The organism is Buttiauxella cochleicola, from assembly GCF_021282435.1.
Lineage (GTDB): Bacteria > Pseudomonadota > Gammaproteobacteria > Enterobacterales > Enterobacteriaceae > Buttiauxella > Buttiauxella massiliensis.
In genome coordinates this window covers 60,555-86,365 of record NZ_JAJSOT010000010.1, presented here as the reverse complement: position 1 = coordinate 86,365, position 25,811 = coordinate 60,555, and the positions used below count along the sequence as shown (strand labels likewise).

Genomic DNA, 25,811 nt, shown 5'->3' with positions numbered 1-25,811 from the left:
ACCCACTACGGATAAGGAGTCTCATGAATATTAAAACTTTTATAGCGTTGATGTGCATGGTCGTTCCGGGAGCCGTACTGGCTGAGTCGATGACAGTCGTTACACCGAAGGTGCTATCAGGCCCGCTCACCAACCCCGGCATGGGCATTGCCAGTTTTCACCAGGGTTATGGAGAGCAGCACACTGAGGCAGACTACCCGAATCCTGGCATTGAATACGAGCGCTTCTACTGGAGCGAGCTTGAACCGGTTGAAGGGCAATTTAACTACGCGCTGGTTGACGACGCTTTTAAATTCGCGGCGATGCACACGCCTGCGATGAACGTTGGGCTGCGCTTTATGGCGCTCGATGGCCCGGAAAGCGATTCAAAAATCCCTGACTGGTTAATTAAAAAAGTTAAGGGCGTCTGGACTTCAGACGGAAAAACCTTCGCTCCCAATCTGGATGACCCCGTATTTCTCCAATATAGCCAGCGTTTGCTCAATGCTTTCGGCAAGCGCTACGACGGAAATGAAAACCTGGCATACCTTGATATTGGCATGGTGGGGTCGTGGGGAGAGTGGCACAACAGCAATTTCCCCTCACTGAAACCGCTCGATAAACGCTACACACCAGCGCAATTAGAACAGTACGTCAGAATGCATTTTGCCGCGTTTCCAAAAACACCGAAAATTATGTTGATTGCCGGTGGTGACAATCTGGTCAGCGCCGTGAAGCAGGGCGCAGGCTGGCGGGCTGACTGTCTGGGCGACTGGCGTAACTTTTCGTCGACCTGGAATCTGATGGAAGATGATTATCCGCAGCGCTTAGAGGCGGCTCAAGCTGCGTATTCCGGTTTTAATGATGCCTGGAAACGAGCGCCTGTGAGTTTTGAAATCTGCGGGTACATGCCGGAATGGAAAACCGAGCAACATTACACTCTTGCCGAAGTACAACGGACATTTGACTGGGCCATCGCACAACACGCCAGTACGATTAATTTGAAGTCACGGGCGGTGCCAAAAGAGTATCGCAGCATTGTCGACCGGGCGCTGACCAAACTGGGTTATCGCTTTCGTTTAGTATCATTGAGCCATAATTCTGCTGTCGCAAAAGGCGGTATCCTGACGCTAAATAGCCAGTGGACTAATGACGGGATCGCACCCATTTACTTGAAATATGACGTGACATGGCGTGTGGTCAACGAGTCGAACAAAGTCATTGCTCAGGGGAAAACCAGTGATGATATTCGCACCTGGTTACCTGGAAAGCGACCAACCATTTATCAACTGCCAATACCTTCGACGGTGGCTAACGGGCAGTATTATATCGAAGTGGCAATGCTGGATGGGACGGGGAAATCGAGAATTAATCTGGCTAACGAAGGGAAGCGAGGTGATAGCTGGTATCGGATTTCTAAGTTAAATGTCAGTAATTAATTGGCTCTGAGTCTGGAAAGACAGACTCAGAGTGTAAATACCCGTCATACTTCGAGCTGCATATGCGTTGGTAATACTTGGCCCATTCATGGGTCCCGCCATACTAAGAACTGTAACCATTCGGATTATTTTTCTGCCAGTTCCAGGTGTCACGCATCATCTCATCAATCGTTCGCGTGGCCTGCCATCCCAATGATTGTTTTGCTAAAGATGAATCTGACCAGCATTCCGCAATATCACCGGCCCTGCGTTCCACAAACTTATAGTTAATCTTTGTCTGAGATGCTTTTTCAAATGCCTCAATAAGGTCAATGACGGAATAACCCACACCAGTACCCAGATTAATCGCTTTAAAAGATGAATCCTTGTTTTGATGATCCAATGCCGCCAGATGACCACTTGCTAAGTCCAGCACATGGATATAATCGCGAACGCCTGTGCCGTCAGGTGTAGGGTAATCATTGCCATATACCGACAGATATTCGAGTTTGCCGATTGCCACTTGCGAAATATAGGGAACCAGATTATTTGGAATACCGTTAGGATCTTCGCCAATTCGCCCCGATTGATGAGCACCAACCGGATTGAAATAGCGCAAACAGGTAATGCGAAACTCCGGTTGTGCGAGGGAGAAATCACGCAGAATCTGCTCAACCATCAGTTTGGATGTGCCGTAAGGGTTTGTGGTTCCACCGGTCCGGCAATCTTCACTCAAAGGAACTTTTTCGGGATTCCCATAGACGGTGGCAGATGAACTGAAAATGAGGCTATTAACACCGGCATTTAGCATCTCACTAAGTAACACTATTGTCCCAGAAACATTATTCTCATAATATTCCAGTGGTTTTTTAATTGACTCGCCAACAGATTTTAAACCAGCAAAATGAATCACATCAGTAATCGCATGTTTTAAAAAAATAGCTCTCAAAACATTCTTATCTAAAATATTAGCAACATAGAGAGTTGTTTTTTTTCCTGTTAACTCTGCAACCCGGTCTAAAGATTCTTGAGATGAGTTAGAGAGATTATCGATAACGATGACGTCATCACCCCTTTCAAGTAAAGCCAATACAGTATGTGAGCCTATATATCCAGCACCACCGGTTACAAGAATTGCCATAATATCTCCAGATAAATATTACAAAACTAGTGTGGTATTAGGTGCTTAATTTACTGTCAACTATTGAAAGCGTAGCACCGGTCGACGGGTTGTTCTTATGTTTATTCAGGCAAACGATTTTTACGGTATTTAACCCAAGCCTTAAATAGAACCTTTTTTAAAGGAGATAAAAGGCTGAATACCCAATTTTTGGTGTCATAAACAAGATGGTTATTCGAAAAGTTTAACGTGTGAATACCTGCGCTTTGGTTGATTTCAGGTGTAACGTGCGCCACCAATTTTTCTTCAAAAATCAGTGGGTTGAGGTTTGTTAATTCTTTGATGAAAATGGATTTTCCGTAAGAGTCAGCCGTACATTCTTGAGTGAGGATATATTTCTTATCATTGATAAAATAAGAAGCACCGGCCCCACGGTGATGGTGGTTGCACAGTGTTAAAGATGGGTTTATTTTTTTCCACTCACCGAGGATTTGATCTGCTGTATGAATAACCATCTCATTTTTCAGCGTAGTAGAAATGAGGTAACAGGTATTATCTAGAGTGAAGAATATATTATCGGTAAATTCAGCGTCAGAAATTAGCACCTTTACCTTTTCCCAGTGAGTGGGAAACTCAGTGGATTGGAAGAGTATCACTTCTTTTTGCTCTGAAGACTCAGGAATCATAAACAGATTATCGTTAAGATAAAAAAGATATGGGAAGGATAAATGGCACTTTAACTCATCAAACCCTTCTAGTTTGATATCCTGAATCTCATTAAGATTATCGTCAAGAACCCGACATCTGAGAATGCCTTTAGAATTTAGAAAGCTAAGTGCTTCATAGAAAAGGTAGAGTTTATTATCTTTTTCTATAATAAAAGGATCTGCCTGGAAGGTATATTTTTTCTTAAGTAATTTTGCTTGTGAATTATTTAGAATATCCAGGGTGTTTTCAGGGAAAGAATGAGAGTTATTTTTGATGATCATAATATCCCATGATTCATGGAAAAATAGCTTTCTAATTAATTTGTTGTTTTTGCTTAACATTTTATCATATTGTCCATATTAGTTATTGCAAATAACAGGAAAAACATGACGCTTATTATTATAAATATTGCTTAACAATCTATGTGTGGAACAGCTCATTGCACCCAGCAAGTAGCCATAGAAAAACTGCCATAAGAAGGTGCTGATTTGGAGTATAGACGCTTAACTGATATCCGCCACAGTGTAAGGTTTTCAGCAGAAAAGTGATTGTCAGGGATTACAGAAGGGAAAGGGAGAGTTTTAGTTAAGGAGAACCGGCAAGTGCAAAATATACTTGCCGGAAATATTTTATTAAGCTTGAGTATCGAGGGTAGAAAGCTCTTTATCTACGAAATACAGACCTTCTCCGCTTTTTCCAACCAGACTTAATTTATCCAGTACGGACTTGAACAGCTTCTCTTCTTCATGCTGTTCAGAAACATACCATTGCAGGAAGTTAAAAGTTGGATAGTCCTGAGATGTCATCGCAGCATGAGCCAATTCATTAATCTTGCGCGTAATTAACTGCTCATGTTCGTAAGTGGCGTTAAACAGGTTATCTAAAGATGAGTAATCATGGTCTGGTGCCGGGACCGCATTAATGCGTGGCAAGCTTCCAGTGTCAGTCAGGTAAGCAAACAGACGCTGCATATGCTCCATCTCTTCCTGAGCATGGCGACGCAGGAAAGCGGCAGCCCCTTCAAAGCTATGGTAGCTGCACCAGGCACTCATTTGTTGATAAAGCAGGGAGGAATAAAGCTCAAGATTCATTTGTTCGTTAAGTTTTTCGATCATTTCAGCTTTTAGCATGGTGCGCTCCACAAGAATGTATATTTAACAATGTCGCTACTTTAATTTTATTATTTCTATAATGCAAAGGAATTGTTAATTATATTATTGTAATGAGAATGGTTGTTAATATTATTTCTTTTTTATAATTAATTCGTTCTGAAAATAAGAATTATTACTGTTTATTTATGGGTCAGAAGATAAATCTTAGCCAACCCTAATTTTAATGACGTTAAGGTGATTGTTCTATTATTGAACAACACTCTCATCTTTCAGATACCGCTCCATTCCCACACCGCGACACTGGTACTCAAGCGTCACTTTTTGGCTCAGGCACACAGCGCCACTGGTCACGCTACAGGTTTTGATTGGCTCTCCGTAAGGATATGCGGCGATGTAACCCCACTGCTGGCACTGGTGGCTGGCTGCTGATTGCGCAACATAAGTATCCACTTTTGCCGTTTGTAATGGCGCGAGGTCAAATCCCAGACGAACCACACCCACCACTTCACTACTTTTTACGGGCACAGGTGTTTTATTCACCGTACATCCAGCTAATAACGCCGTGGCTAAAATTAAATAAACAGTTTTCATTATGCTGATGCTCGAATGACTTTTTAATGATTTTAGCACGCACAAAAATGAAAAATGACCAACAGCATAATGCTGTTTAATTTCAATTAGGGCGATATAAATTGATTTTCCTAACATAAATTTTAGTGCTTTGTAATATTTAAAATGGGCATCACCAATATTTGTAGGGTGATTAAATTTTGATCACAACTGCCATCAAGTTTGGCTGAATCGTGCCGACAATACTGGTAATGCACGGTCTACTCTCAGTATTGGTATACAAAAACCGAATAAACGGAGCTGAGGTGACTACAGCTGGTGCAGGAAATACTTTTTATTATTTCACCAGGAAAATACAACACATGAAGTTTATTCGTAATATCAAAATCCGCGTCATGGTGGTGCTGATACTGATCTTCTCATCGGTGGCGTGGCTGGGTGTATCCGGGATAGCGCTGTGGTTTTTGCATGATTTGCAGCAAAACCTGGTACTGAATGCGCAACAAGAAAAGTGGATTGGTATCGTTCGTTTCTTGCTCGGAGCTTCGGTGTTAGCAAGCATTGCTATTACGTTGATAACTGAACGCTATCTTTATTTTTGCCTGGTGAAACCGGTCGAGAATATTCGCGCACATATGCATATTCTTGCGCGTGGTGAACTCGAAACTCAATTACCTGATTTAGGCAGTAACTGCATTGGTTTGATGGTTTCACCGATCCAAAAAATGCAGTCGAATTGGGAAAAAGCCGTTTCTAATATTCGTTCCAGTGCCCACACCATTCGCGGAAATGCCACGGAAGTGGCTGGGGTGAACAACGAATTGTCTTCTCGTTCTGAGCAACTCGCCGCAGCGTTAGAAGAAACGACTGCCAGCATGGAGCAATTGAGCAGCACGGTTACGCTGAATGCGGAAAATGCCAGCCATGCGAGCGTACTTGCAAAAAATGCGACTAAGACGGCAGTGAACGGCGGGGAGTCGGTGAAAAAAGTGATGACCACGATGGAGACGATAACCAGTAGCTCTCACAAAATTGTCGATATCACGACCGTGATTAACAGCATCTCCTTCCAGACCAATATCCTGGCGTTAAATGCGGCCGTTGAAGCAGCACGGGCCGGTGAGCAAGGGCGAGGTTTTGCCGTTGTAGCGAGTGAAGTGCGTAATCTCGCGCAACGTAGTGCAGTGGCGGCGAAAGAGATAGAAACCTTGCTCAAAGAGTCCGTAGATAACATTCATACTGGTTCTGAACAGGTGAAGAAGGCGGGGGAAGCGATGGGGGAGATTCTCAATGCGGTCACTCAAGTGAACAATATTATGGGAGATATTGCCAATGCTTCGGGTGAGCAAAGCCAGGGTATTGGGCAGGTGGGGGTTGCGGTAAGACAGATGGATGCGGTCACTCAGCAAAACGTCAATCTGGTTCATCAATCTGCACTGTCGTCAGTGGAGCTGGAAAAACAAGCGCACCAGCTTAACGATATTGTGGCGATGTTCCGCATCACTAAACCCGCCTGAAAATGTGGGAATACTCTCAGTCGAATGCAGAAGTGTGAGCGCACCTTAATTTTTTAAAACAAAATTTCATTAAATTTGAAAGTGTGTTTGTGAGCTAGTATCGTTAGTGCATACCAAAGCTATTCACCGCGGGAAATCCCGTGACCCAATCAGGAGACGGAAATGAAAATAGCACTGATGATGGAAAACAGTCAGGCTGGCAAAAATGCAATCATTCTTAATGAGTTGCAAGCGGTTGCTGCTGAGAAAGAGTACCCGGTTTACAACGTAGGTATGAGCGATGAGCAGGATCACCACCTGACCTACATCCACCTCGGTATTATGGCCAGTATCCTGTTGAACTCTAAAGCTGTAGATTTCGTTGTGACCGGTTGCGGCACAGGTCAGGGTGCAATGATGTCTCTGAACATCCACCCGGGTGTGGTTTGTGGCTACTGCCTGGATCCTGCTGATGCTTTCCTGTTCTCACAAATCAACAACGGTAACGCGTTGTCATTGGCATTCGCTAAAGGCTTCGGCTGGGGTGCTGAGCTCAACGTTCGCTACATGTTTGAAAAAGCATTTACTGGCCGTAAAGGCGAAGGCTACCCGATTGAGCGTAAAGAACCACAGGTTCGTAACGCCGGTATCCTGAACCAGGTTAAAGCTGCAGTTGTTAAAGAAAACTACCTGGATACCCTGCGTTCTATCGACCGTGAACTGGTGAAAACCGCGGTGACCGGCGAACGCTTCCAGAAATGTTTCTTCGAAAACTGCCAGAGCAAAGAGATTGAAGCATTCGTACGCGAAATCCTTGCTTAATCTCTTTTAGTCATGCTTACGGCCAGCCTTTGCTGGCCGTATTTTTTGTGCCAACACCGCTTTAACTCGTGGCGCTTTTAGCGCCATCCTTCGATTCGCCCGCTAAAATGTGGAACTGGCTCTTGTGGCCATCTTTGATGTTCGGCAGCCATATGCTGCTCATCCCAATTTTTACTGTTTATTCCTTGCTCCGGCATCAGCTCCGGCCAGTCTCGCTGCACTGCACTGGTTTTTGGATAAGGGTTATGCAAAGAAGGGTTGTTAAGAGGTTGGATCTCAACAGCAAAAGCTTGAGACCCTATCAGTGACAACATCATAAGTAAGTATATCGATAAGCGTTTCATAGTGGCCTCACACACCTGACCTATCGTTAAGTGTAATTGAGGCCAGCGACCGGGTTAGTGTTTTTTCGACACACTGCTGCCCGCATTGTGTGGTAAACGCAGCAGGTCAAACAAACCTGCCAGGCAAATGAGCGTAATCATCACAAACGAAATCTTAATAGAAATGCCAGGGATTGCGGTTAAATCGAGCCACTGGCTGACTTTCTCCCCCAGACGAATCCCTATCGCACCAAGCGTAATCCCAAGCCCTACAGAAAGCTGCGTTGCGGTACTAAATAGCGTGTTGGCGTAGCTCATTTGCGTGGATGGCACATCTGAAAAGGCGAGGGTGCTTATGCCTGTAAACTGCATCGAACGGAACATCCCGCCAAAGAAGAGTATCGCTATGGTCACCCATATTGCGGTGTGCGGGGTAAGAAACGCACAAGCCAGCAGAGAAGCGACGTTCAGAAGGCCGTTAATAATGAGTAATTTCTTGAACCCTAATGCGCGAATTAATGATGTCGTTGCAGGTTTCATCGCGAGATTTCCGGCGAAGACTGCCAGCACCAGTAAACCCGAATGAAAAGCATCCATTCCGAAACCGACCTGGAATAGTAACGGCAATAAAAATGGCACTGCGCTGATGGATGTACGAAATAAAGAGCCTCCATACATTGTCACACCAAAGGTCTGCACCTTTAAAGCATCAAGGCGAATCATCGGATGCTTAGCGTGTTTAAAGTGCCACAGTGAGAACCACAGCGCCGCTGCACCTAATACCAGCAAGCTCACAGTTGGCAGCACATTAATTTGCGATTGCCCAAGCATTTCCAGGCCGTACACCAGGCTAATCATTGCCACCGCAGTGCCGGTAAAACCAATGCCGTCAAATGGACGACGGTCGTCGTCATGAATATCGGGAATCAATCGCCACGCCAGCGCCATGGCAATTAACCCAAGTGGCAAGTTGATATAGAAAATCCAACGCCACGAGGCGTAGCTGGTGATAAATCCGCCCAATGGTGGGCCAATAATGGGGGCAACCAGGGCGGGCCAGGTGAGAGTGGCAATCGCGGTGATCAGTAAATGTTTAGGGGTTGTACGCAGCACAGCCAACCGCCCGACAGGCACCATTAGCGCGCCACCGACTCCCTGTAAAATGCGCATCGCGACAAACTGCTCAATCGTATTGGCAATGCCGCACAGTACCGAGGCGAAAGTGAAGATCCCGAGTGCGAGGGTGAAAACTTTGCGTGCGCCAAATCGGTCCGCAATCCAGCCGCTGGCGGGTATTAATACCGCCAGAGTCAACAAGTAGGCACTCATACCGATATTCAGATCAACGGCATCAACACCAAAAGTTCGGGCCATTTCCGGCAGCGCGGTGGCAATGACCGTCCCGTCGAGAAATTCCATAAAAAAAGCGCCAGCGACCAGGAGTGCCATTCCTGAAATGCCACGTTTTGCTGCTGGAGAAGGGGAGTTAGTCATGAGTGAAATTCAAAATTAAAATAATGTTTTAAAAAATTGTTGAGCCAATTAACCAGTTAAGTCGTGGATATGCAAGCCATTTTGTGTGAAGAAGATGTAAAATCCACAAGAAAAATGTGTGATGCGCATCACAAAACTATTGATTTGTGTGACGGATGTCATATTATTAGCCGCATAACGAGCAACACCTGCAAAACAAAAAACCGGAGCACACAATGAAAATGCGCAAAATTCTGAAAAGTATGTTCGAGCAATACTGCAAGACTTTTAAAGATGTACCGCCGGCTGGCATGTTTTAATCTGCCCGCTTGAAAAAAAACCTGCTGCGGCAGGTTTTTTTATGCCTGAAATTTGCCTTTTTACCCGCGATATTAATCTTTATATCCACAATTTCTTCTTTAGCACTTTTTCGCATAACGTTATGCGTTTTACACTTATTTACATTGTGGGTATGGCTGGTGCACTATGCGGTCTCTAATTGAGACGGAGTCCGTGAATAAATGCGTAAACCCCTGTTGTTATCTGCGCTGTTTGCCTCTTTGGCCCTGGCCCTTTCTGGCTGTGATAATGCAAAAACTGAAACTGCGACTGCTCCTGCGCCGGCTAAACAAGCAGCCCAGGATGGCGGCAATTTAATTGTTGGCGTGACCACTGGCGATCCGTTAGCGATGAACCCGCTGTATGCCAGCGACCGTACTACGCTGACTATCATGCAGACGCTATACGCACCGCTTTATAGCTTCAATGGCGATAAAATTGAATGGGCTCTGGCTGAGAGTCTTACGCCTTCAGAAGATAACCTCTCATACATCTTAAAACTCAAACCGAATCTGAAATGGCAAGATGGCAAGCCTATTACCGCAGGCGACGTGGTGTTCACTTTCAACAAGTTGCTTGATGAGAAACAGCACAGCTTCTTCCGCAGCATGTTTGTGTACGGCGACAAGCCAATTCAGGTCAGCAAAGTTGATGACCTGACAGTGAAATTTACTCTGCCACAGGTGAGTGCTGCGTTTGTAGGTACGCTGGTACAGATTTACCCAATCCCAGAACATGTGTTTGCTAATGACAGTGGCGATCTGGAAAAGAGCACCAAAAACGATACTCCAGTTGGTTCAGGCCCGTTCAAATTCAAAGAATATCGTGCCGGGCAGTATTACTCGCTGACACGCTTTGATGATTACTGGAACGGCAAGCCAAAGCTCGACACAGTAACTTACCGTTTCGCTAAAGACAGCAACTCTGCCAATCTTGCGCTGCAAAACGGCGAAATCAATATGAAGATGATTGACCCTCAGGATGTCAATCGTTTGAAAAGTAGCGGTAAATTTGACTTCGTTATCTACCCGGAAGGGCGTCTGGCATATATGACGTTTAACCAGAATATCGACAGCATGAAGAACAAGGCGCTACGTCAGGCCATTGCTTATGCCATCAATAAAGATGAACTGGTTCAGGCTGCATTCTCTTCGCTGGAATATGCGCAACCTGCCGCATCTATTCTGACGCCAGACACGCTGTATCAGACCAACGATGTTGAAACCTACAAATACGATGTTGAAAAAGCGAAAGCATTGCTGAAAGAAGCGGGCACGCCTGCGGATCTGAAACTGCGCCTCGCCTACATCAATAGCAATAAAACTCAGGAAAGCATGGGGCTGTATATTCAACAGCAGCTGAAAAACGTGGGTATTGCGGTTGAGCTGATGCCACTGGATGCCAACGCCATGTCGCAACGCAGCCTGGATATGAAAAATACCTCTTATGAGCTGAGTCTCGGTGGCTACATCATGGGTATGGAACCTGATGGCTATAAGTCTTTGTACCTGAGCAACGAAGCATATAACTATGCTCACTACAAAAACCCAGCGTTCGATGCTTTGTGGAACCAGGGCGCAACTGAAACTGATAAAACCAAACGTGCTGAAATTTATAAGCAAATCCAGCAGACCGTTGCAAACGACATGGCATGGTACCCAATTGCCTACACCAATGCGGTGGTTGCGGTAGATAAACGTTTTGCCGGAACCAAAGAGGCTGAACCTAAGCCTGTTTATATGTTCCAGGATTGGTCGAAGATCTATCAACAATAATTAGCACACTGCCATGAGGTAGTCGTAGGGCGGGTAACGTAAGCTACCCGCCCTACAGTTTTCCCCCTTCCGGGGACTTATTTTTTGGAAAGCAGTATGAACAATGTGTTAGTACGACGCCTGGCCCAACTGGTGCCGATGCTGTTTTTCATCTCGCTGGTGTCGTTTCTGCTGGTCAAACTGGCACCCGGCGACCCGGTGCAGGCTTATATTACTCCGCGTATGAGCCCGGAGGATATCGAGCGTATCCGCCATAGCATGGGGCTCGATAAGCCCATGTTTATGCAATACCTGTTGTGGCTAAAAAACGTGCTGCAAGGGGATTTGGGTTACTCACTGATTTACCATCGCCCGGTGTTAACTATGATTGCCGAGCGCATTCCTGCCACTCTTGGCCTGATGGGTGCATCACTAGTTTTGGCTATGGTGTTGGCTATCCCGTTGGGTTTAGTTGCGGGCGCTTACAAACACCGCTGGCTTGATCACTTCCTGAATATGTTTGCCTATATCGGTATTTCGGTGCCTATCTTCTGGTTTGGTATTTTGCTGATAACTGTGTTTTCGGTGCAGCTAAACTGGTTGCCGAGTATGGGCATGCGAACTATTGGTATGGAAGACTCGTGGCTTGATGTGGTTCGTCACGGTATTTTGCCGTGCATTGCACTGAGTTTTTATAACCTCTCCAATTACGTGCGTTACATCCGCTCCAACACCATTACACAGTTATCAGCTGATTATGTGCAAACGCAGCTGGCATACGGTGCTACACGTCGTTCAATCCTATTCCGCCATGTCCTTAAAAACGTGCTGCTGCCGGTTATCACACTCTTTGGTATCTCCTTTGGCGAGCTGGTGGTGGGGGCGTACGTGACTGAAAGCGTCTTCTCTTGGCCAGGTATGGGCCTGTTGGGGATTCAGTCGATAACTTCCCTAGATTATCCGTTAATCATGGCGATGATCATGCTCTCTTCAACGATGCTTATCGTCGGCAATTTATTGGCTGACATGTTATATCGCGTGGCAGACCCGCGCATTAAGGCGTTGAGGTAAGACGATGAGTAGACGTTGGCAACAAGTTAAACATGGCCTGAAACGTAATCGTCCAGCTCAATTATCACTTCTGGTTCTGGTCATTTTCAGCATTGCAGCATTACTGGCAACATTCAGTCCGTGGGACCCAAACCAGATGTCACTGACCGCAAGGCTCACACCGCCAGATGCGCAACACTGGTTCGGAACTGATGACTACGGACGTGACTATTTCACTCGCGCTTTATACGGCGGCCAGATTTCGTTAATGGTCGGTTTTCTGGCAATGATATTTTCAACGTTCATTGGCACGCTGGTAGGCACTGTCAGCGGCTATTTTGGCGGGCGAATCGATAACCTGATGATGCGGGTGGTCGATATTTTGATGTCGATCCCAGCCTTCTTCCTGCTGTTGGTATTGAACGCATACCTCAAGCCCGGTATTGCCAATATCATCCTGATTATCAGTGCATTGACCTGGATGAATATGTCGCGCCTGGTGCGTGCTGAAACTTTATCGGTGAAAGAGCGTGAGTATGTGGTGTACGCCCGTGCGTGTGGTGAGCATCCGTTAATCATCATTGCGCGCCATATCATCCCGAATATTTTGCCGACCATTATGGTTGCGGCAACGCTGAATATCGCCTCTGCAATCCTGATGGAGTCGACGCTGAGCTTCCTCGGACTTGGTGTGCAGCAGCCAAATGCCTCATGGGGAAGCATGCTCAACAATGCGCAATCCTTTATTGGTGAAGCAACATGGCTTGCGATGTTCCCGGGTGTCCTTATTTTGCTGACGGTGCTGAGTTTTAACGTATTGGGCGATGTATTACGTACTGCCTTTGAGCCCGGAGCTAACCGCGATGAATAACTTACTGGAACTCGATAACCTGCAAACGTCCTTCTTCACCCGTGAAGGGGAAGTTAAGGCGGTGCGCGGTGTAAGCTTTGCAGTCAAACGCGGTGAAGTGGTAGGGATTGTTGGTGAATCAGGCTGCGGCAAGAGTGTTACCTGTAAATCAGTGCTCAAACTGCTGGGTAGCAACGGTAACGTCGTCGGCGGCCATGTCCATTTTATGGGCGAAGATTTAGCCCGTAAAACACCCGAGCAAATGCGCCAAATTCGTGGCAACGATATTGCCATGATCTTCCAGGATCCCATGACGGCACTTAACCCGGTGTTGACCATTGGTAAGCAGATGAGCGAAATCCTGATTCGCAATCAGAACCTCAGCAAAAAAGCGGCCAAAGAAAAGTCGATTGCCATGCTGCAACAGGTGGGGATTGGTAATGCGGAGCAGCGTTACAACCAGTATCCGCACGAGTTCAGTGGCGGTATGCGCCAGCGCGTGATGATTGCTATCGCACTCTCATGCCACCCGGCGTTACTGATTGCCGATGAGCCAACAACCGCACTGGATGTCACCATTCAGGCGCAGATTTTACGCCTGCTAAAACAGCTACAACAGCAAACCGACACCGCAATTATGCTCATCACGCACGATCTTGGTGTCGTAGCACAGGTTTGTTCACGTGTGGTGGTGATGTACGGTGGGCTTGTGATGGAGCAGGGGAGCGTGGAGGATATTTTCTACCGTCCAGCACACCCTTATACTCGCGGGCTTTTGGCATCGTTGCCGCGGCCAGGCGAGGCAAGCGCTCGTTTGTCACCTATCGAAGGCTCGCCACCAGGGTTACTCAACCCACCACCTGGTTGCCCATTTGCAGAACGTTGCCCGCAGCGCATGGCGCGTTGTAGCAGCCTGCCTCCGATGTACCAAACCGGAGAGGGTCATCAGGCAATGTGCTGGTTATGGGATTCGGAGGTGAACAATGCAGGACGTTAAGCCATTAGTCCGTGTAAAGGGCTTACGCAAATATTTCCATAGCCAACAGGGATGGTTTAATAAAACACCACCGGTGAAAGCTGTCGATGGTGTGAGTTTCGATATCTATCCAGGTGAAACCTACGGGCTGGTGGGAGAGTCTGGATGTGGGAAATCAACACTTGGGCGCAGCGTACTACGCCTGTTTGATATTACCGATGGCGAAATTGAGTTTGCAGGCCAGGACATTGCAAAGATGAGCGACAAGCAACTTAAACCGTTGCGCCGTCGCATGCAGGCAATTTTCCAGGACCCATATTCATCGCTTAACCCGGGCATGACTGTCGCGCAGTTAATTGCCGAGCCGATGAAGATTCATGGTTATGGTAAAGAACAGCGCGAAACCCGCACACTGGAACTGCTGGAAAAAGTGGGGTTAAAGGCGGAACACTTAAACCGCTTCCCACATGAGTTTAGCGGTGGCCAGCGGCAGCGTATAAGTATTGCCCGAGCTCTGTCAGTAAATCCTGAGTTTGTCCTTTGCGACGAACCACTGTCGGCACTCGATGTATCCGTGCAAGCGCAGGTGGTCAATATCTTGCAGGATTTGCAGCAAGCATTGGGGCTGACATATCTGTTTATTGCACACGACCTGTCCATGGTGCGCCATATTTCAGACCGAATTGGTGTGATGTATCTTGGCACTCTGGTTGAGGAAGCACCGGCTGAAACTCTATATACAGAGCCTGCGCATCCATATACCCGGGCACTTCTTGCCTCAATCCCGGTGGCCGATCCGCATGTGCAAATGCTTGATCAAGGTGGCATTAAAGGCGAATTACCAAGTGCCATGAGCGACTGGCCAGGTTGCAAATTCTGCAATCGCTGCCCAAGGGCGATGGATAAATGCCAAAGCCAAAGCCCGGTGATGCAAGAGATTTCACCTGGGCATCGGGTTGCGTGTTGGTTGTTTGAGAACTCGTGATTAATAGCGGGGGGCTTATTCAAGCTCCCGCACTACTTTGCATGGCTGCCCCATTGCCAGCACACCCGCCGGGATATCTTTGCTGACAATGCTTCCTGCGCCAATCGTTGTGTTATCACCAATCGTCACACCCGGTAAAATAACCACATTTCCGCCAATCCAGACATTGCTGCCAACAACAATCGGTTTGGCACTTGTCAGGAAGGGATAATCGGGATCTCCGGTCAGGCGCTCTTTCGCCGACAGCGGATGTACAGGGGTGTAGAACTGAACATTTGGCCCCACCAACGTGTTATCGCCAATCGTCACGGTATTGCAGTCAAGAAACACCACATTGGTATTAATAAAACAGTTACGGCCAATGGTGACGTGCTTTCCGTAGTCACACCAGAACGGCAATTCAATCCAACTTTCATCACCAAAACCACCCAGCATTTCACGCAGCAGCGTAAGTTTGGTTTCAAAGTCATGAGAATCCAGCTGTGCCAATTGTTTGGTTACCGCCCGTGCGTTGTGATACATCCCGAGCAATTCAGGATCTCGGGTGTTGTAATGCAAACCCGCCAGCAATTTTTCATGTTCTGTCATTGTTCTGCCCTTATGTTTATTGGCAGCATTCTAATCGTGTGATCATAAAAATACTGTTGTAAAAGCCACAAAATTCTCTTCGCGAATAAAGTAACGGAATGTCGATTATCGATACCGTTTCAGCGTGCAGAAATGTACTATGTTGCCCATTGCGAAACAGGAGAGAAATGATGTCTGAACAATTATCTGCCGACCAGGAACTGGTTTCCGATGTGGTGGCATGCCAGCTGGTGATTAAGCAAATTCTGGATGTAATTGATGTGATTGCACCGGTAGAAGTGCGCGAAAAAATGGCTAATCAATTAAAGACCATTGATTTCGCCACTCATCCGGCAGCGGCAGATCCGGTGACCCGCCGCGCAATTCAGAAAGCGATTAGCTTGATTGAGTTGAAGTTTACGCCCCAGAACGAAGCGCATTAATTTCATCCGTTAAATACCCTAATAATTCAAGTTGCATCGCGGCGGCAAGAGAACAAATCCCGATGAGCTTACTAAAGTAAGTGATTCGGGTGAGTGAATGCAGCCAACAAAGAGGCAACTTGAAGTATGACGGGTATTTTTAGAAGAACGTCATCACCAGCAAGTAACTCGCCGCACAAGCGCAGCTCACGCCAATCAACCCCGGTAAAATAAAGCTATGGTTGATGATGAATTTACCAATCTTCGTGGTGCCCGAGCGGTCAAAGCCAATACATGCCAGATCACTTGGATAGGTAGGCAGGACAAAGTAGCCGTAAGATGCCGGGAAGAAGGCAATCAGCATTTTCGGCTCCACACCCAGCATCAATCCCATCGGTGCCACAGCGGTTAATGCAGCCGCCTGGCTATTTACCAGTTTAGAAACCAAAAACAGCACGATGGCATAAGTCCATGGATGGCTTTTCACCACGCCTTCCAGTGCCATTTTTAGCTCTTCAAGGTGCGCCTGGAAGAAAGTGTCGCTCATCCATGCCACGCCAAATACCGAGAAAATCGCCACCATCCCGGCTTTAAACACCGCACCGTTTGAAATGGCCGAGGCGTTAACTTTGCAGACGATCAGCATCACTGCGCCCGCAATCAACATCATCATCTGAATAACCAGATTCATTGATAGTGGCTTTAGCGCACCTTTAATTTCAAACGCTGGACGCAGTGTCGGAATAGCGCCCAATAAGACCACCACCAGAATACCGGCGAAGAAAATCCACGTTGACCAATAGGCTTGTTTTGGGAACACCTGGTCCATCAGCGTTTCGCTGCTGCCGTAAATAAATTCACGTTGTTTCGGGTCTTTGAGCTTCTCCTGAAACTCTTTATCGTTCTGCAAATCCTTACCGCGACGCAAACTCCACAGTGCAGCAATTAACACGCCAAATAACGACGCGGGCACGGAAACACAGAGAATATCGAGAATGCCCCAGGCCTGACCCACGCCGTGATTGGCCCCAATAATGGAAATCAGCGAAACCACCGCCACCGAAACCGGAGAGGCCGTAATCGCCATCTGAGAAGCAATAGATGCCACCGCCATTGGGCGCTCCGGGCGAATCCCTTTTTTAAGCGCAATATCGGCGATAATCGGGAACATGGTGTAGACCACATGCCCGGTTCCACACAGGAACGTCAGCATCCAGGTAGTGAAAGGAGCAAGTAGTGTGATGTGTTGCGGGTGTTTACGCAGAAGGCGTTCAGCAAACTGCATCATGACATTCAGGCCGCCCGCGGTTTGCAATGTAGCTGCACAACCGATTACGGCAAGAATGGTGAGCATTACATCAACGGGCGGCTTTCCTGGCTCAAGGCCAAAAATGAAAGTCAGGATAAACAACCCAATTCCACTGATTAAACCAAGCCCCATCCCGCCAAAGCGAGTCCCGACCAACAGGCATAAAATAATGACAATAAATTCAATAGTAATCATGACAATCCCTTTTAAAATTCTATCGCATAAAGCATTACAGATTGTAAGGATTACCATTGAGACGCAGATCGGATTTGTTAAAACTCAATGAAAACAATTGATTATAACAAAAAATTAACAATTTAATGGACGGCGTTCATGACGACTGAGCAAATTAAGCGATTAATTAAGTTGGGCGGAGAAGCATCCGCCCAAAGATTTAAAAGGGAATATGCGAGGTTTTAAGTTGCGGGAGCACTGCATATTCTTCGCAAAGATCAACTAGTACCGTTCTTTCTCCACGCCTGAGTTGGATAGTCATACCGTTAGAATCCGGCGTGACGTGCATATCGGTTATCGGTTGTTGATGGTCAAAATCCCAAACGCAAATGAACTGAGAAGATTGTTCTTTGCTACGCAGAACCAGATAGCTCAGATCTTGAACCGCCGGGTTATCCGGAGCATTTCCTTGCCATAACTGAGCATGGCCGTACAGCCATAACGCTTGCCCATTATGAGGGGTGGCAAAGTGACGTGGCTGGCTATTGGTTAACTGTACGCAACGGGCATCCTTCATAATCACCAGCGGGCCTTGAGAGCTAAATTGCGCACATTCTCCCTCGCTATCCAGCGCTTTTCCCTGAAGATGCAACGTCCAGTCGATTTGTTGGCTGTGCGGGTTTTGCACATTGCTGATATCAATAATCGCGTTATCCAGCCACAGTAAACGACGGCGAAAACGCACATCCCGCCAGGCTTGGCTATCCCACTGCACACGTGTATGGCTATCGAGATTCGGGGGAATTTGCCGCCAGTCTACTCCAGTATCCAGCCAGCAAAATGCGTCACTTTCATGATAATGATGCACCACCGGGACAGCAGGCGGTTGGTTAGTTTGATTTACCGTGATCGTATTGTGGGTGGCGCTATTTTTGTAATACGCATAATGCATGGGCGCACCGTAACCGGTGGTGCCCAGATCGGGGAGGATCTCTTTCCCACCATTAAAAAGCAGGATATTCAGGCGGTCATAGTGGTCATGTTCACCGCCAAATGGCGTGTGTTTTATCAGCAATGCGCGTTTTTTTTGCGAGTTGCGCCAGATAGTCAGGCCGCAATTTGGAGCGTGTAGGTGACATTCAGGAATCAGTTCCGGCAGTTTTTCTGGCAGTGGCGAGTCGTAAACAAAGGTATCAAAATGAGGCACTGGATACTGCTGGCGTATAGCCTTAAGCGCCGCGGCATATAGCTCATCCTGGTAGTAATACCAGGCAAACTCATACAGATGGCCATGATCGAGCTTTTCCTGGCCATAGATACAATCATTGATACGTGGAAAGGTGCCATCAGGCATCAGCAGCGCAAGAGGGAAGCTGAGCATTTTTTTATAGAAAGGCTCATCGAGCAAGCTCCAGCGCGAACCAATAGCCAACTTTTCGAATGCCAGGAATCCTTGTAGTGCATAGAAGTGGTAATGAATTGACCCTTCAAACCACAATCCCTCTTCAAACAGACCATGTTCAAGTTGATAGCGCAGCCCGTAAGGCTGATTTACCGCAAATTCCAGTAAGGCCTCATCTTCGAGAACAAAGCCGAGAACCCCTATGGCACAGCCGATTTTTACCTCATGGTTATGCAATTGGGCAGTGCGATGGGCCATTAGGAATTGCGCACCTTCGCGTAATAAACGGCTAGTAATGTATTCACGCTGCTGCGCGGACAAAGCTTCAGCAATGCAATCATAGCCGAGGGTGAAATCCAGCATACAATTGGCTTCGCACAGCGTCTGTGCGTTCATTTTTCCGGGCCCGTTGTAAGGGATACCGCCGTGAATTGCGTAACCCGGATAATACTCGGCATAGCGCATTAACAGTTCGCGGACCTTATCCAGATAACCTTGTTCACCCGTGAGTTGCCACAGCAAGCCAAGCTGGTGGCAGGCTTTGGCATTCAGCCCATTTAGCTCGCGCCACCAGGCTCCGTCGTAGGGTTCTCCACTAAACGACTGCTCATCAACCGGGCAGCAATGGGAGGTTGGGGTGTGACGATCCCACTTTAGTCTGACTCCGTGATCCGGGCAGAAATAGTAAAGATTCCAGGTTGCCCGTGCGGTTTCCGGTACTTTGACCGGGTTGTTAAGCACCACGGTATTTTCGGCAATCAACTGCGCCACTATTTCAGGCTGCTGGGTCATGCGTTGGCGAAGGAGAATAAGTTGTTGCGTGGTGAACTGCTTCATCGCTCGATCCTTACTCTCTTTCAGTGTTGTTTTAATGGGGTAATAAGATGAGAGATATCATCAGGATATTTTGCCATTAGCCATTGTGCTTTTTCGGCAAAGGCGCTGTCATCTGGCCATGCACGAGCCGCACTGACCATGTTCACTAACGCTTTTTCATCATCCATTTTGTCGATATCTTTCCACGGCCATGGCTCATTGCTGTGAACATAATTGGCGACATAGGCGTAACCTTTACGCAGGCTTCGGTCATCAAGGTTGAAGTTCCAGACATCCACCTGCGCGATTTCTCCAAGGCGGCCAAGTTTGTTATAGGCTTCCAGGTGGAAATTGCTGTAATGCCAAGGACGAGTACGCTCAATTTCTGCCATCTGGCAGCCATCTCTGTCGAAATGAGCGGGAATACGACGCAGTTGGGTGATTTGCAGACGCTTTTTAGCCGCAGCGAGATCGCCACTAAACAGTGCAAAAGACGCTGCCTGCAAATCAAAGTAAGTGCCGTGGTTGTTGTGCCAATTATCTTCTTCAAAACCATTTTGGCTGGTCGTCATCCAGTGGTAGAAATCGCCATACCACTGTTTAATTTTTTGATACTCATCATCACTAATCACGTTAGCCGGGCGTAGTAACTCCACGGCATCGATGACTTCCACCAATGCGCGGCTGTCGATGAGTCCAATTCCACGTCCGTCATTAATCCCAGGGATTGCCTGAGCGTGTTGTAGGTTAGGATTCATGCGCGTGTCAGGATTAACGAACCAGTTCAGTAACTGGTCACGCGCTTTTTCGGCATAGGCTGGCTTTTGGGTAAATTGCCATGCAAGCGACAGTGTCCAAACATCATTACTCATATTCACCAAGCGCTTTTTGTCCGTGGCGTCGCTGTTGGCATCCGGGTTGGTTTGACCATCCTTACGAATATAAGGCAGACCATCTTTTTTGTTCGGATCGGGCCACCAGTATGGAGGGAAGCTGTAGTAATCATGTTTGTCACCACTTGCGCCTGTCAGGGTCTTATCCATAACCGAGTAGAGTGGTTTGCCCAGCGCTTTGTCAGCCCCGGCAATAAGCTTTTCATATGCGCCAAGAAACTCAGGGTTTCTCGCCGCAAGCTGTTGTTGGCTGTAACGTAAATCATCAAGTTTGATTTGCAATGGATGTGCATCGGCGGCGTACAGTGGCGATGCGGTTAATACGCTAGCAACCGCTAACGAAAGTAATGACAAGCAAGACAATAAAATGGGTTTCATCGGGCGCATATTTTCTCCGTCCACCAATGGAATAATATCTGGTTATTTATACCCGTCATACTTCAAGTTGCATGTGCGTTGGCTACGTTTACTCACCCGAATCACTTACCTGAGTAAGCTCATCGGGACTCGTTCTCTTGCCGCCTTCCTGCATCTTGAATTATTTTGGGTATATATCTATAGAGGTACTGTTAATTCGTAAAATATAAGAGTGGGAATAATATTTATGATGCCGAGTGCGCAGTGTAAGAGACAGAATGAATTTTTATGTGACTCACATCAAATTAACGTTTTCAAGGGTAAATAGGCTCTAAAAGTGAGGCTGGAGTCACGTAAATCAATGGTTTTAAAATATTTTTAAAATGTTGTGGGTATTTTTTATTTATGTAATTCATTGAATTTAAAGCTTATAATTTTAAGTTGTGTTTTTGACTGACTTTACTGTGTGACTTGAAGCACACTTCTGGATTGTGAAACGCTATTTCTGTTTCGCCCCGTTGTTTTTACCTCATGCATTCTATTTAATTACCCCGCAGCCTTTTTTCATTCTTGAAATAATCTGCTTCACTCCGTTTTCTCAATAATCAAATCTCTTAAAATAAGGACGTGAATATAAATGTTTTCCACAAAATTAAAATCCGTATTACTGATTTCCGCCCTCGGTTTTAGTGCTTCGCAAACATTTGCGGCTGAAACACTAAATGTCTGGATCCGTGCCAGCAATGATTCTAAAAATATTTACAAGCAAGAGGCCGAAACTTTTGAGAAGAAGACTGGCATTAAAATCGAATATTTTAATGCTACGACAGACTTTGAACAGCGCCTTGCTCGTGCCGCTGCGGGCAACGCATTGCCCGATCTGATCTTCAACGATGCGGTAGCCATTGGCCAGTTCATCCAACTCGGAATAGCTGATGAAATAGACCCGAAATCCATTGCAGGTGGCGAAAATATTTATCCTACGGCCTGGGAAAGTACTCGCTACACCGACGGGAAATTCTATGGGGTGCCTACTTCTGCCCAAACCTTTGCGCTGTTTGTCCGCAAAGACTGGCGTGAAAAACTGGGTATGCCTGAGCCCAAAACCTGGAGCGATGTGGCAAAGCTGGCTAAAGCCTTTACCACACAAGACCCGGACGGTAATGGTAAAAACGATACCTATGGCTTTTTGTTGCCGGGTTCCACCACGCGTGGTTACGCCAGTTGGTTTATGAGCGCATTTTTATGGCAGGCAGGGGGTGATTTCATTCGCGAATCAGGCAAGGGTAAATTCAAAGCCTCGCTTGATGAGCCAGCTGCCGCTGAAACCCTGGCATTTATGCGAGGAATGCTGTGCGACAAAGTTGTTCAGCCAGGTGCTATCAACGCGACAACCGCAGACATTATCCCATCCTTCCGCTCAAGCCAGACGGGCATGTTCTTCACCGGCCCGTATCACATTGCACTGTTTGATAAAGATCCTGGCAAAGACAAGTTTGAAGTCGTGACCCTCGAAGGGCCGAAAAATAGTGCGACTCTTGCCGAAGGCACCACCGTCTTCATGATGAAAAGTAGCAAGAATAAAGAAGCCGCGCGGAAGTTCATCGAATTTATGATCTCCCAGGAAGGGCAAGAAATCGGTATGGGCAAAGGCACGAAACACATACCGGTAGTGCGCTTACCTGTGAATAAACAGGTTGATATCCAGGCCGTATATGACGATGCACGTTGGGCAACCTTCGCCAAACTTTACGCTGAACACGGGCGTTATGTGCCGCAGGTGCCTAACTGGACGCCAATTCGTCAGATAACCGCCGACGGTTTCAACCGTATTCTGGCTGACTGTAATGGTGACATTGCAGCTGAACTGAAAGTGACCAATGAAAAGGTCAATGCCGAGCTGGATAAACAGCAGGTACTGGCGAAATAAGTTTGGTTTTTGAATTCGGTGAATGGTTCTTACGCTTATCCATCCTGCACGTCCCGAAATGTAGGTCGGGTAAGCGAAGCGTCACCTGACACTCAGTCACAGCCTGAATCTTTATAGAGTGAAAATAACGATGTTAACTTCTCGCCAGAAACGGAATCTGGTGCCGTGGATATTTCTTGCTCCGGCACTGGTCATCTTCACCTGGTTTAAATTTATTCCCATGCTGCAAGGCCTGGTGATGAGTTTCTACAAGGTGAACTTCAATCAACCAGACGAATGGGTGGGATTTACCAATTTTGCCCGCGCTTTTGCCGATATTGAACTCCATGCTGCGGTATTCAATACCTTCCTTTATGTCGTGGTGACCATGGTGGTTGGAGCGGTGCTGGCATTTTTCCTCGCCATGTTACTTGAAGGGCCGGCTCGCCATTTGCGTTTTATCCGCACCGCCATTTTCCTGCCCGCGGTAACCAGTGCGGCTATCGTCGCCGAAATGTGGCGAATCTTGTTTAACCCAACTCCGAACGGTGTGATGAACCATATCCTGAGCTGGTTTGGTATTGCCGACCAGGGATTCCTCGCAAGTTCAGACCAGGCTCTCTGGGTCATCATGTTGCTGCATATCTGGAAAGCGGTGCCGTACAACATGGTTATCTTTATCGCAGGCCTGGCAGGCATTAGCCGCGATTTATATGACGCCTCAAACGTTGATGGCGCGAACTGGTGGAACCGTCTGCGTTACGTCACGCTGCCTGGCATGATCCCGGCGATTTCAGTGGTGTTGATGCTCTCCTTTATTCGTGGGTTCCGTGTGTTTGCAGAAGTGTATGCCACAACCGGCGGTGGGCCATCTAACTCCACTGAAATGATCATGACCCATATCTACAAACTCGGATTTGAGCAATTTGACTACGGCTATGCTTCGGCGGTGTCGTTCCTGTTATTCGCCTTCACTGTGCTGTTGACGATTTGTCACCTCACGTTGAAAAAGCGTATTGCCCGCTATTAAGGAGCCACCGATGTTAGGTAAGCGTTGGGATACTGCAGGCCGCTGGATGATTTATGGCTTGTTGCTGATTGTATTCGTTGGGCCATTCTGGGGCATTGTTGCTACTGCATTTAGCGGGGCACCGGTCAAACCGGGCGAGTTGCTGGCATGGCCTAATGAGTTTTCATTCGAGAACTTTATCTTCGCCTGGAACGACATTGGGGTTTGGCAATATCTGCTTAACTCGATGATTGTCGTTTTTGTCGGCACCATTTTGCAGGTGTCGGTGAGTGCGCTTGCTGCTTATGCCCTGGCGCGTAAAAAATTCATCGGTGTGTCGCTGGTGAGCCTTGTGATCCTCTCCACCATGATGTTGCCGGAAGAAGTCATCGCTATTCCGCTGTACATGATAATCAACTGGAAGCTGCCGCTGATTGATGCGTCGCTCTATAACACCTATCTCGGGATGATCATGCCGGTAGTGGGTTGGGCATTTTCCATCTTCGTGCTGAGCGAATTTATGGCCGCCATCCCCAAAGAGCTGGAAGAGGCCGCGCGCATCGATGGTGCGAATGAATGGCAAATCTTCTTCCACGTCATTTTGCCGTTGGTGAAACCTGCTCTTGGCACGGTAGTCACGTTTGGCTTCATCATGATTTGGGACCAGTACCTGCTGCCGCTAATTGTCGTCAACCACGACAGCCTGAACACTATTCCAGTGATTCTCGGTAGCTTGCGTACCGATGAAAGTATCACTCCGAACATCTTTATAGCCATTACGCTGCTGGCGATGTTGCCAAGTATCATCGTTTATCTCGGTCTGCAAAAACATTTCAACCGCGGGATTATGTCCGGCGCGGTCAAAGGATAAGGAGAATCTCATGGGTTCCGTTGTACTGAAGAATGTCTGTAAATCTTATGGCGATGCACACGTCATTAAAGATGTTTCTCTCACTATCCCTGACGGCGAGTTTTGCGTGCTGGTGGGCCCAAGCGGCTGCGGTAAATCAACGTTATTACGTATGATTGCCGGACTTGAGGAGATAACGGGCGGGGAGGTGGCCATCAACGAAAAAGACGTAACTGACGTTGAGCCGAAACTGCGTGATATTGCGATGGTATTCCAGAGCTACGCACTTTATCCGCAGATGACCGTGCGCGAAAACATGGGCTTCGCGTTGAAAATGGCGAAGCTGCCAAAAGCAGAAATCAGCCGTAAGGTTGAGGCCGCAGCCGATCTGCTGGGATTAGGCGTCTTACTCGACCGTTTGCCAAAAGATCTTTCGGGTGGCCAGCGCCAGCGTGTAGCAATGGGGCGTGCGATTGTACGCAATCCACAGGTGTTTTTGTTCGACGAACCACTCTCAAACCTCGACGCAAAACTCCGCACCCAGGTGCGTGGGGAAATCCGCGAATTGCATCGTCGCCTGAAAACGACATCGGTGTATGTGACTCACGATCAAATCGAAGCCATGACGATGGGGCAGATGATTGTGGTGTTGCGTGAAGGGCGTATTGAACAGGTGGGTAGCCCGCTGGAGTTGTATGACCGCCCGGCAAATCTATTCGTTGCAGGATTCATCGGTTCTCCTGAAATCAATCAGTTAAAAGGTGAAGTCACGCTACAAAATGGTGAAATGATGCTGCGCCTCGCCGATGGCTCCCTGCTAAGCTTGCCGCCGGGTATGCAGGTAAAACCGCAACAGACAGTGGTTTATGCAATTCGCCCGGAGCAGGTCAATGTTGTGGAAGAAGGCGAGGGTAATGGAGCACTAAAAGCGACCATTACCGCCATCGAAAACACCGGTTCTGATATGCAATTGTTCTGCAACACTGGAGGTGGTTCATTTACCTCGGTGTTTAAGCAACGCTTAAATGTTCAGGAAGGTGAAACGGTATGGCTACAACCCAAACTGACCGGTATTCATATATTTGATGCCGAAAGCGGGCAACGAGTAGCATGCCATTAAGGAGCGAT

General features: G+C 47.3%; 24 protein-coding genes. 14 read left to right on the top strand and 10 right to left on the bottom strand.

Annotated elements, in window-relative coordinates:
• Positions 1 to 23: 23 nt before the first annotated feature.
• On the top strand, positions 24 to 1,418 hold the full coding sequence (locus LVQ77_RS19650) for a DUF4832 domain-containing protein (protein ID WP_232905298.1): 1,395 nt from the start codon (positions 24 to 26) through the stop codon (positions 1,416 to 1,418).
• A gap of 103 nt (positions 1,419 to 1,521) precedes the next feature.
• Here the strand turns inward: LVQ77_RS19650 and galE are convergent, their stop codons facing one another.
• The 4 genes from galE to yecR form a co-directional block, all read right to left on the bottom strand.
• Positions 1,522 to 2,538, bottom strand: coding sequence for a UDP-glucose 4-epimerase GalE (gene galE / locus LVQ77_RS19645; protein ID WP_232905297.1), 1,017 nt, complete (start codon positions 2,536 to 2,538; stop codon positions 1,522 to 1,524).
• Positions 2,539 to 2,639: 101 nt separating this feature from the next.
• Positions 2,640 to 3,566 carry a glucosamine inositolphosphorylceramide transferase family protein gene (locus LVQ77_RS19640; RefSeq protein WP_232905296.1) on the bottom strand — a complete coding sequence of 309 codons (927 nt, stop codon included), beginning with the start codon at positions 3,564 to 3,566 and terminating at the stop codon, positions 2,640 to 2,642.
• A gap of 291 nt (positions 3,567 to 3,857) precedes the next feature.
• Positions 3,858 to 4,355 (bottom strand): non-heme ferritin, encoded by a 498-nt coding sequence (gene ftnA / locus LVQ77_RS19635; RefSeq protein WP_232864769.1) that lies wholly within the window; start codon positions 4,353 to 4,355, stop codon positions 3,858 to 3,860.
• Positions 4,356 to 4,583: 228 nt separating this feature from the next.
• Positions 4,584 to 4,928 (bottom strand): YecR family lipoprotein, encoded by a 345-nt coding sequence (yecR, locus tag LVQ77_RS19630; RefSeq protein ID WP_232864770.1) that lies wholly within the window; start codon positions 4,926 to 4,928, stop codon positions 4,584 to 4,586.
• Positions 4,929 to 5,269: 341 nt separating this feature from the next.
• Between yecR and LVQ77_RS19625 the strand changes: the two genes are divergently transcribed.
• Together LVQ77_RS19625 and LVQ77_RS19620 are read left to right on the top strand one after the other, a co-directional pair.
• Positions 5,270 to 6,424 (top strand): methyl-accepting chemotaxis protein, encoded by a 1,155-nt coding sequence (locus LVQ77_RS19625; RefSeq protein ID WP_232905295.1) that lies wholly within the window; start codon positions 5,270 to 5,272, stop codon positions 6,422 to 6,424.
• Between the two features lie 162 nt (positions 6,425 to 6,586).
• Positions 6,587 to 7,225, top strand: a complete 639-nt coding sequence (locus tag LVQ77_RS19620; RefSeq protein WP_232905294.1) for an RpiB/LacA/LacB family sugar-phosphate isomerase — start codon at positions 6,587 to 6,589, stop codon at positions 7,223 to 7,225.
• A gap of 77 nt (positions 7,226 to 7,302) precedes the next feature.
• Here LVQ77_RS19620 and LVQ77_RS19615 read toward each other — a convergent pair whose 3' ends face one another.
• Entirely contained in the window at positions 7,303 to 7,569 is a 267-nt protein-coding gene (locus tag LVQ77_RS19615) for a hypothetical protein (RefSeq protein ID WP_232905293.1), read from the bottom strand.
• A 54-nt stretch (positions 7,570 to 7,623) separates the two neighbouring features.
• Positions 7,624 to 9,042 carry an MFS transporter gene (locus LVQ77_RS19610; RefSeq protein ID WP_151994717.1) on the bottom strand — a complete coding sequence of 473 codons (1,419 nt, stop codon included), beginning with the start codon at positions 9,040 to 9,042 and terminating at the stop codon, positions 7,624 to 7,626.
• Positions 9,043 to 9,257: 215 nt separating this feature from the next.
• On the opposite strand from LVQ77_RS19610, the gene azuC reads away from it, so the two are divergent.
• The 6 genes from azuC to LVQ77_RS19580 all read left to right on the top strand — a co-directional run bounded on the left by azuC (position 9,258) and on the right by LVQ77_RS19580 (position 14,975).
• The gene (gene azuC / locus LVQ77_RS19605; protein ID WP_115628089.1) at positions 9,258 to 9,341 is read left to right on the top strand and encodes a stress response protein AzuC; all 84 of its coding nucleotides are present in this window, start codon (positions 9,258 to 9,260) and stop codon (positions 9,339 to 9,341) included.
• A gap of 201 nt (positions 9,342 to 9,542) precedes the next feature.
• Positions 9,543 to 11,135, top strand: coding sequence for an ABC transporter substrate-binding protein (locus LVQ77_RS19600; RefSeq protein WP_232905292.1), 1,593 nt, complete (start codon positions 9,543 to 9,545; stop codon positions 11,133 to 11,135).
• Positions 11,136 to 11,231: 96 nt separating this feature from the next.
• Positions 11,232 to 12,185 carry an ABC transporter permease gene (locus LVQ77_RS19595; RefSeq protein ID WP_232905291.1) on the top strand — a complete coding sequence of 318 codons (954 nt, stop codon included), beginning with the start codon at positions 11,232 to 11,234 and terminating at the stop codon, positions 12,183 to 12,185.
• Between the two features lie 4 nt (positions 12,186 to 12,189).
• Positions 12,190 to 13,035: an ABC transporter permease gene (locus LVQ77_RS19590; protein ID WP_232905290.1), complete on the top strand. Its 846-nt coding sequence runs from the start codon at positions 12,190 to 12,192 to the stop codon at positions 13,033 to 13,035.
• The gene (locus LVQ77_RS19585; protein ID WP_232905289.1) at positions 13,028 to 14,011 is read left to right on the top strand and encodes an ABC transporter ATP-binding protein; all 984 of its coding nucleotides are present in this window, start codon (positions 13,028 to 13,030) and stop codon (positions 14,009 to 14,011) included. The genes LVQ77_RS19590 and LVQ77_RS19585 overlap by 8 nt, the downstream gene beginning before the upstream one ends.
• Positions 13,998 to 14,975, top strand: a complete 978-nt coding sequence (locus LVQ77_RS19580) for an ABC transporter ATP-binding protein (protein ID WP_232905288.1) — start codon at positions 13,998 to 14,000, stop codon at positions 14,973 to 14,975. The genes LVQ77_RS19585 and LVQ77_RS19580 overlap by 14 nt, the downstream gene beginning before the upstream one ends.
• Positions 14,976 to 14,990: 15 nt before the next feature.
• Here the strand turns inward: LVQ77_RS19580 and LVQ77_RS19575 are convergent, their stop codons facing one another.
• Positions 14,991 to 15,563: a sugar O-acetyltransferase gene (locus LVQ77_RS19575; protein WP_154148586.1), complete on the bottom strand. Its 573-nt coding sequence runs from the start codon at positions 15,561 to 15,563 to the stop codon at positions 14,991 to 14,993.
• 170 nt (positions 15,564 to 15,733) lie between these two features.
• Between LVQ77_RS19575 and LVQ77_RS19570 the strand changes: the two genes are divergently transcribed.
• Positions 15,734 to 15,985, top strand: a complete 252-nt coding sequence (locus tag LVQ77_RS19570; protein WP_034496127.1) for a DUF2766 family protein — start codon at positions 15,734 to 15,736, stop codon at positions 15,983 to 15,985.
• Between the two features lie 139 nt (positions 15,986 to 16,124).
• Here the strand turns inward: LVQ77_RS19570 and LVQ77_RS19565 are convergent, their stop codons facing one another.
• The 3 genes from LVQ77_RS19565 to LVQ77_RS19555 all read right to left on the bottom strand — a co-directional run bounded on the left by LVQ77_RS19565 (position 16,125) and on the right by LVQ77_RS19555 (position 20,936).
• Positions 16,125 to 17,468 (bottom strand): anaerobic C4-dicarboxylate transporter, encoded by a 1,344-nt coding sequence (locus tag LVQ77_RS19565; RefSeq protein ID WP_232905287.1) that lies wholly within the window; start codon positions 17,466 to 17,468, stop codon positions 16,125 to 16,127.
• A 199-nt stretch (positions 17,469 to 17,667) separates the two neighbouring features.
• On the bottom strand, positions 17,668 to 19,686 hold the full coding sequence (locus LVQ77_RS19560; protein WP_232905286.1) for a heparinase II/III domain-containing protein: 2,019 nt from the start codon (positions 19,684 to 19,686) through the stop codon (positions 17,668 to 17,670).
• A 20-nt stretch (positions 19,687 to 19,706) separates the two neighbouring features.
• On the bottom strand, positions 19,707 to 20,936 hold the full coding sequence (locus LVQ77_RS19555) for an alginate lyase family protein (RefSeq protein ID WP_232905320.1): 1,230 nt from the start codon (positions 20,934 to 20,936) through the stop codon (positions 19,707 to 19,709).
• Between the two features lie 616 nt (positions 20,937 to 21,552).
• Between LVQ77_RS19555 and LVQ77_RS19550 the strand changes: the two genes are divergently transcribed.
• From LVQ77_RS19550 to LVQ77_RS19535, 4 genes are all read left to right on the top strand, one after another.
• Entirely contained in the window at positions 21,553 to 22,845 is a 1,293-nt protein-coding gene (locus LVQ77_RS19550; RefSeq protein ID WP_232905285.1) for an ABC transporter substrate-binding protein, read from the top strand.
• Between the two features lie 124 nt (positions 22,846 to 22,969).
• Complete coding sequence (locus LVQ77_RS19545) at positions 22,970 to 23,854, top strand: carbohydrate ABC transporter permease (protein ID WP_232905319.1); 885 nt, start codon at positions 22,970 to 22,972, stop codon at positions 23,852 to 23,854.
• A gap of 10 nt (positions 23,855 to 23,864) precedes the next feature.
• Positions 23,865 to 24,704 (top strand): carbohydrate ABC transporter permease, encoded by an 840-nt coding sequence (locus LVQ77_RS19540; protein WP_232864781.1) that lies wholly within the window; start codon positions 23,865 to 23,867, stop codon positions 24,702 to 24,704.
• Positions 24,705 to 24,714: 10 nt separating this feature from the next.
• The gene (locus tag LVQ77_RS19535) at positions 24,715 to 25,803 is read left to right on the top strand and encodes an ABC transporter ATP-binding protein (RefSeq protein WP_034455068.1); all 1,089 of its coding nucleotides are present in this window, start codon (positions 24,715 to 24,717) and stop codon (positions 25,801 to 25,803) included.
• Positions 25,804 to 25,811 lie beyond the last annotated feature (8 nt).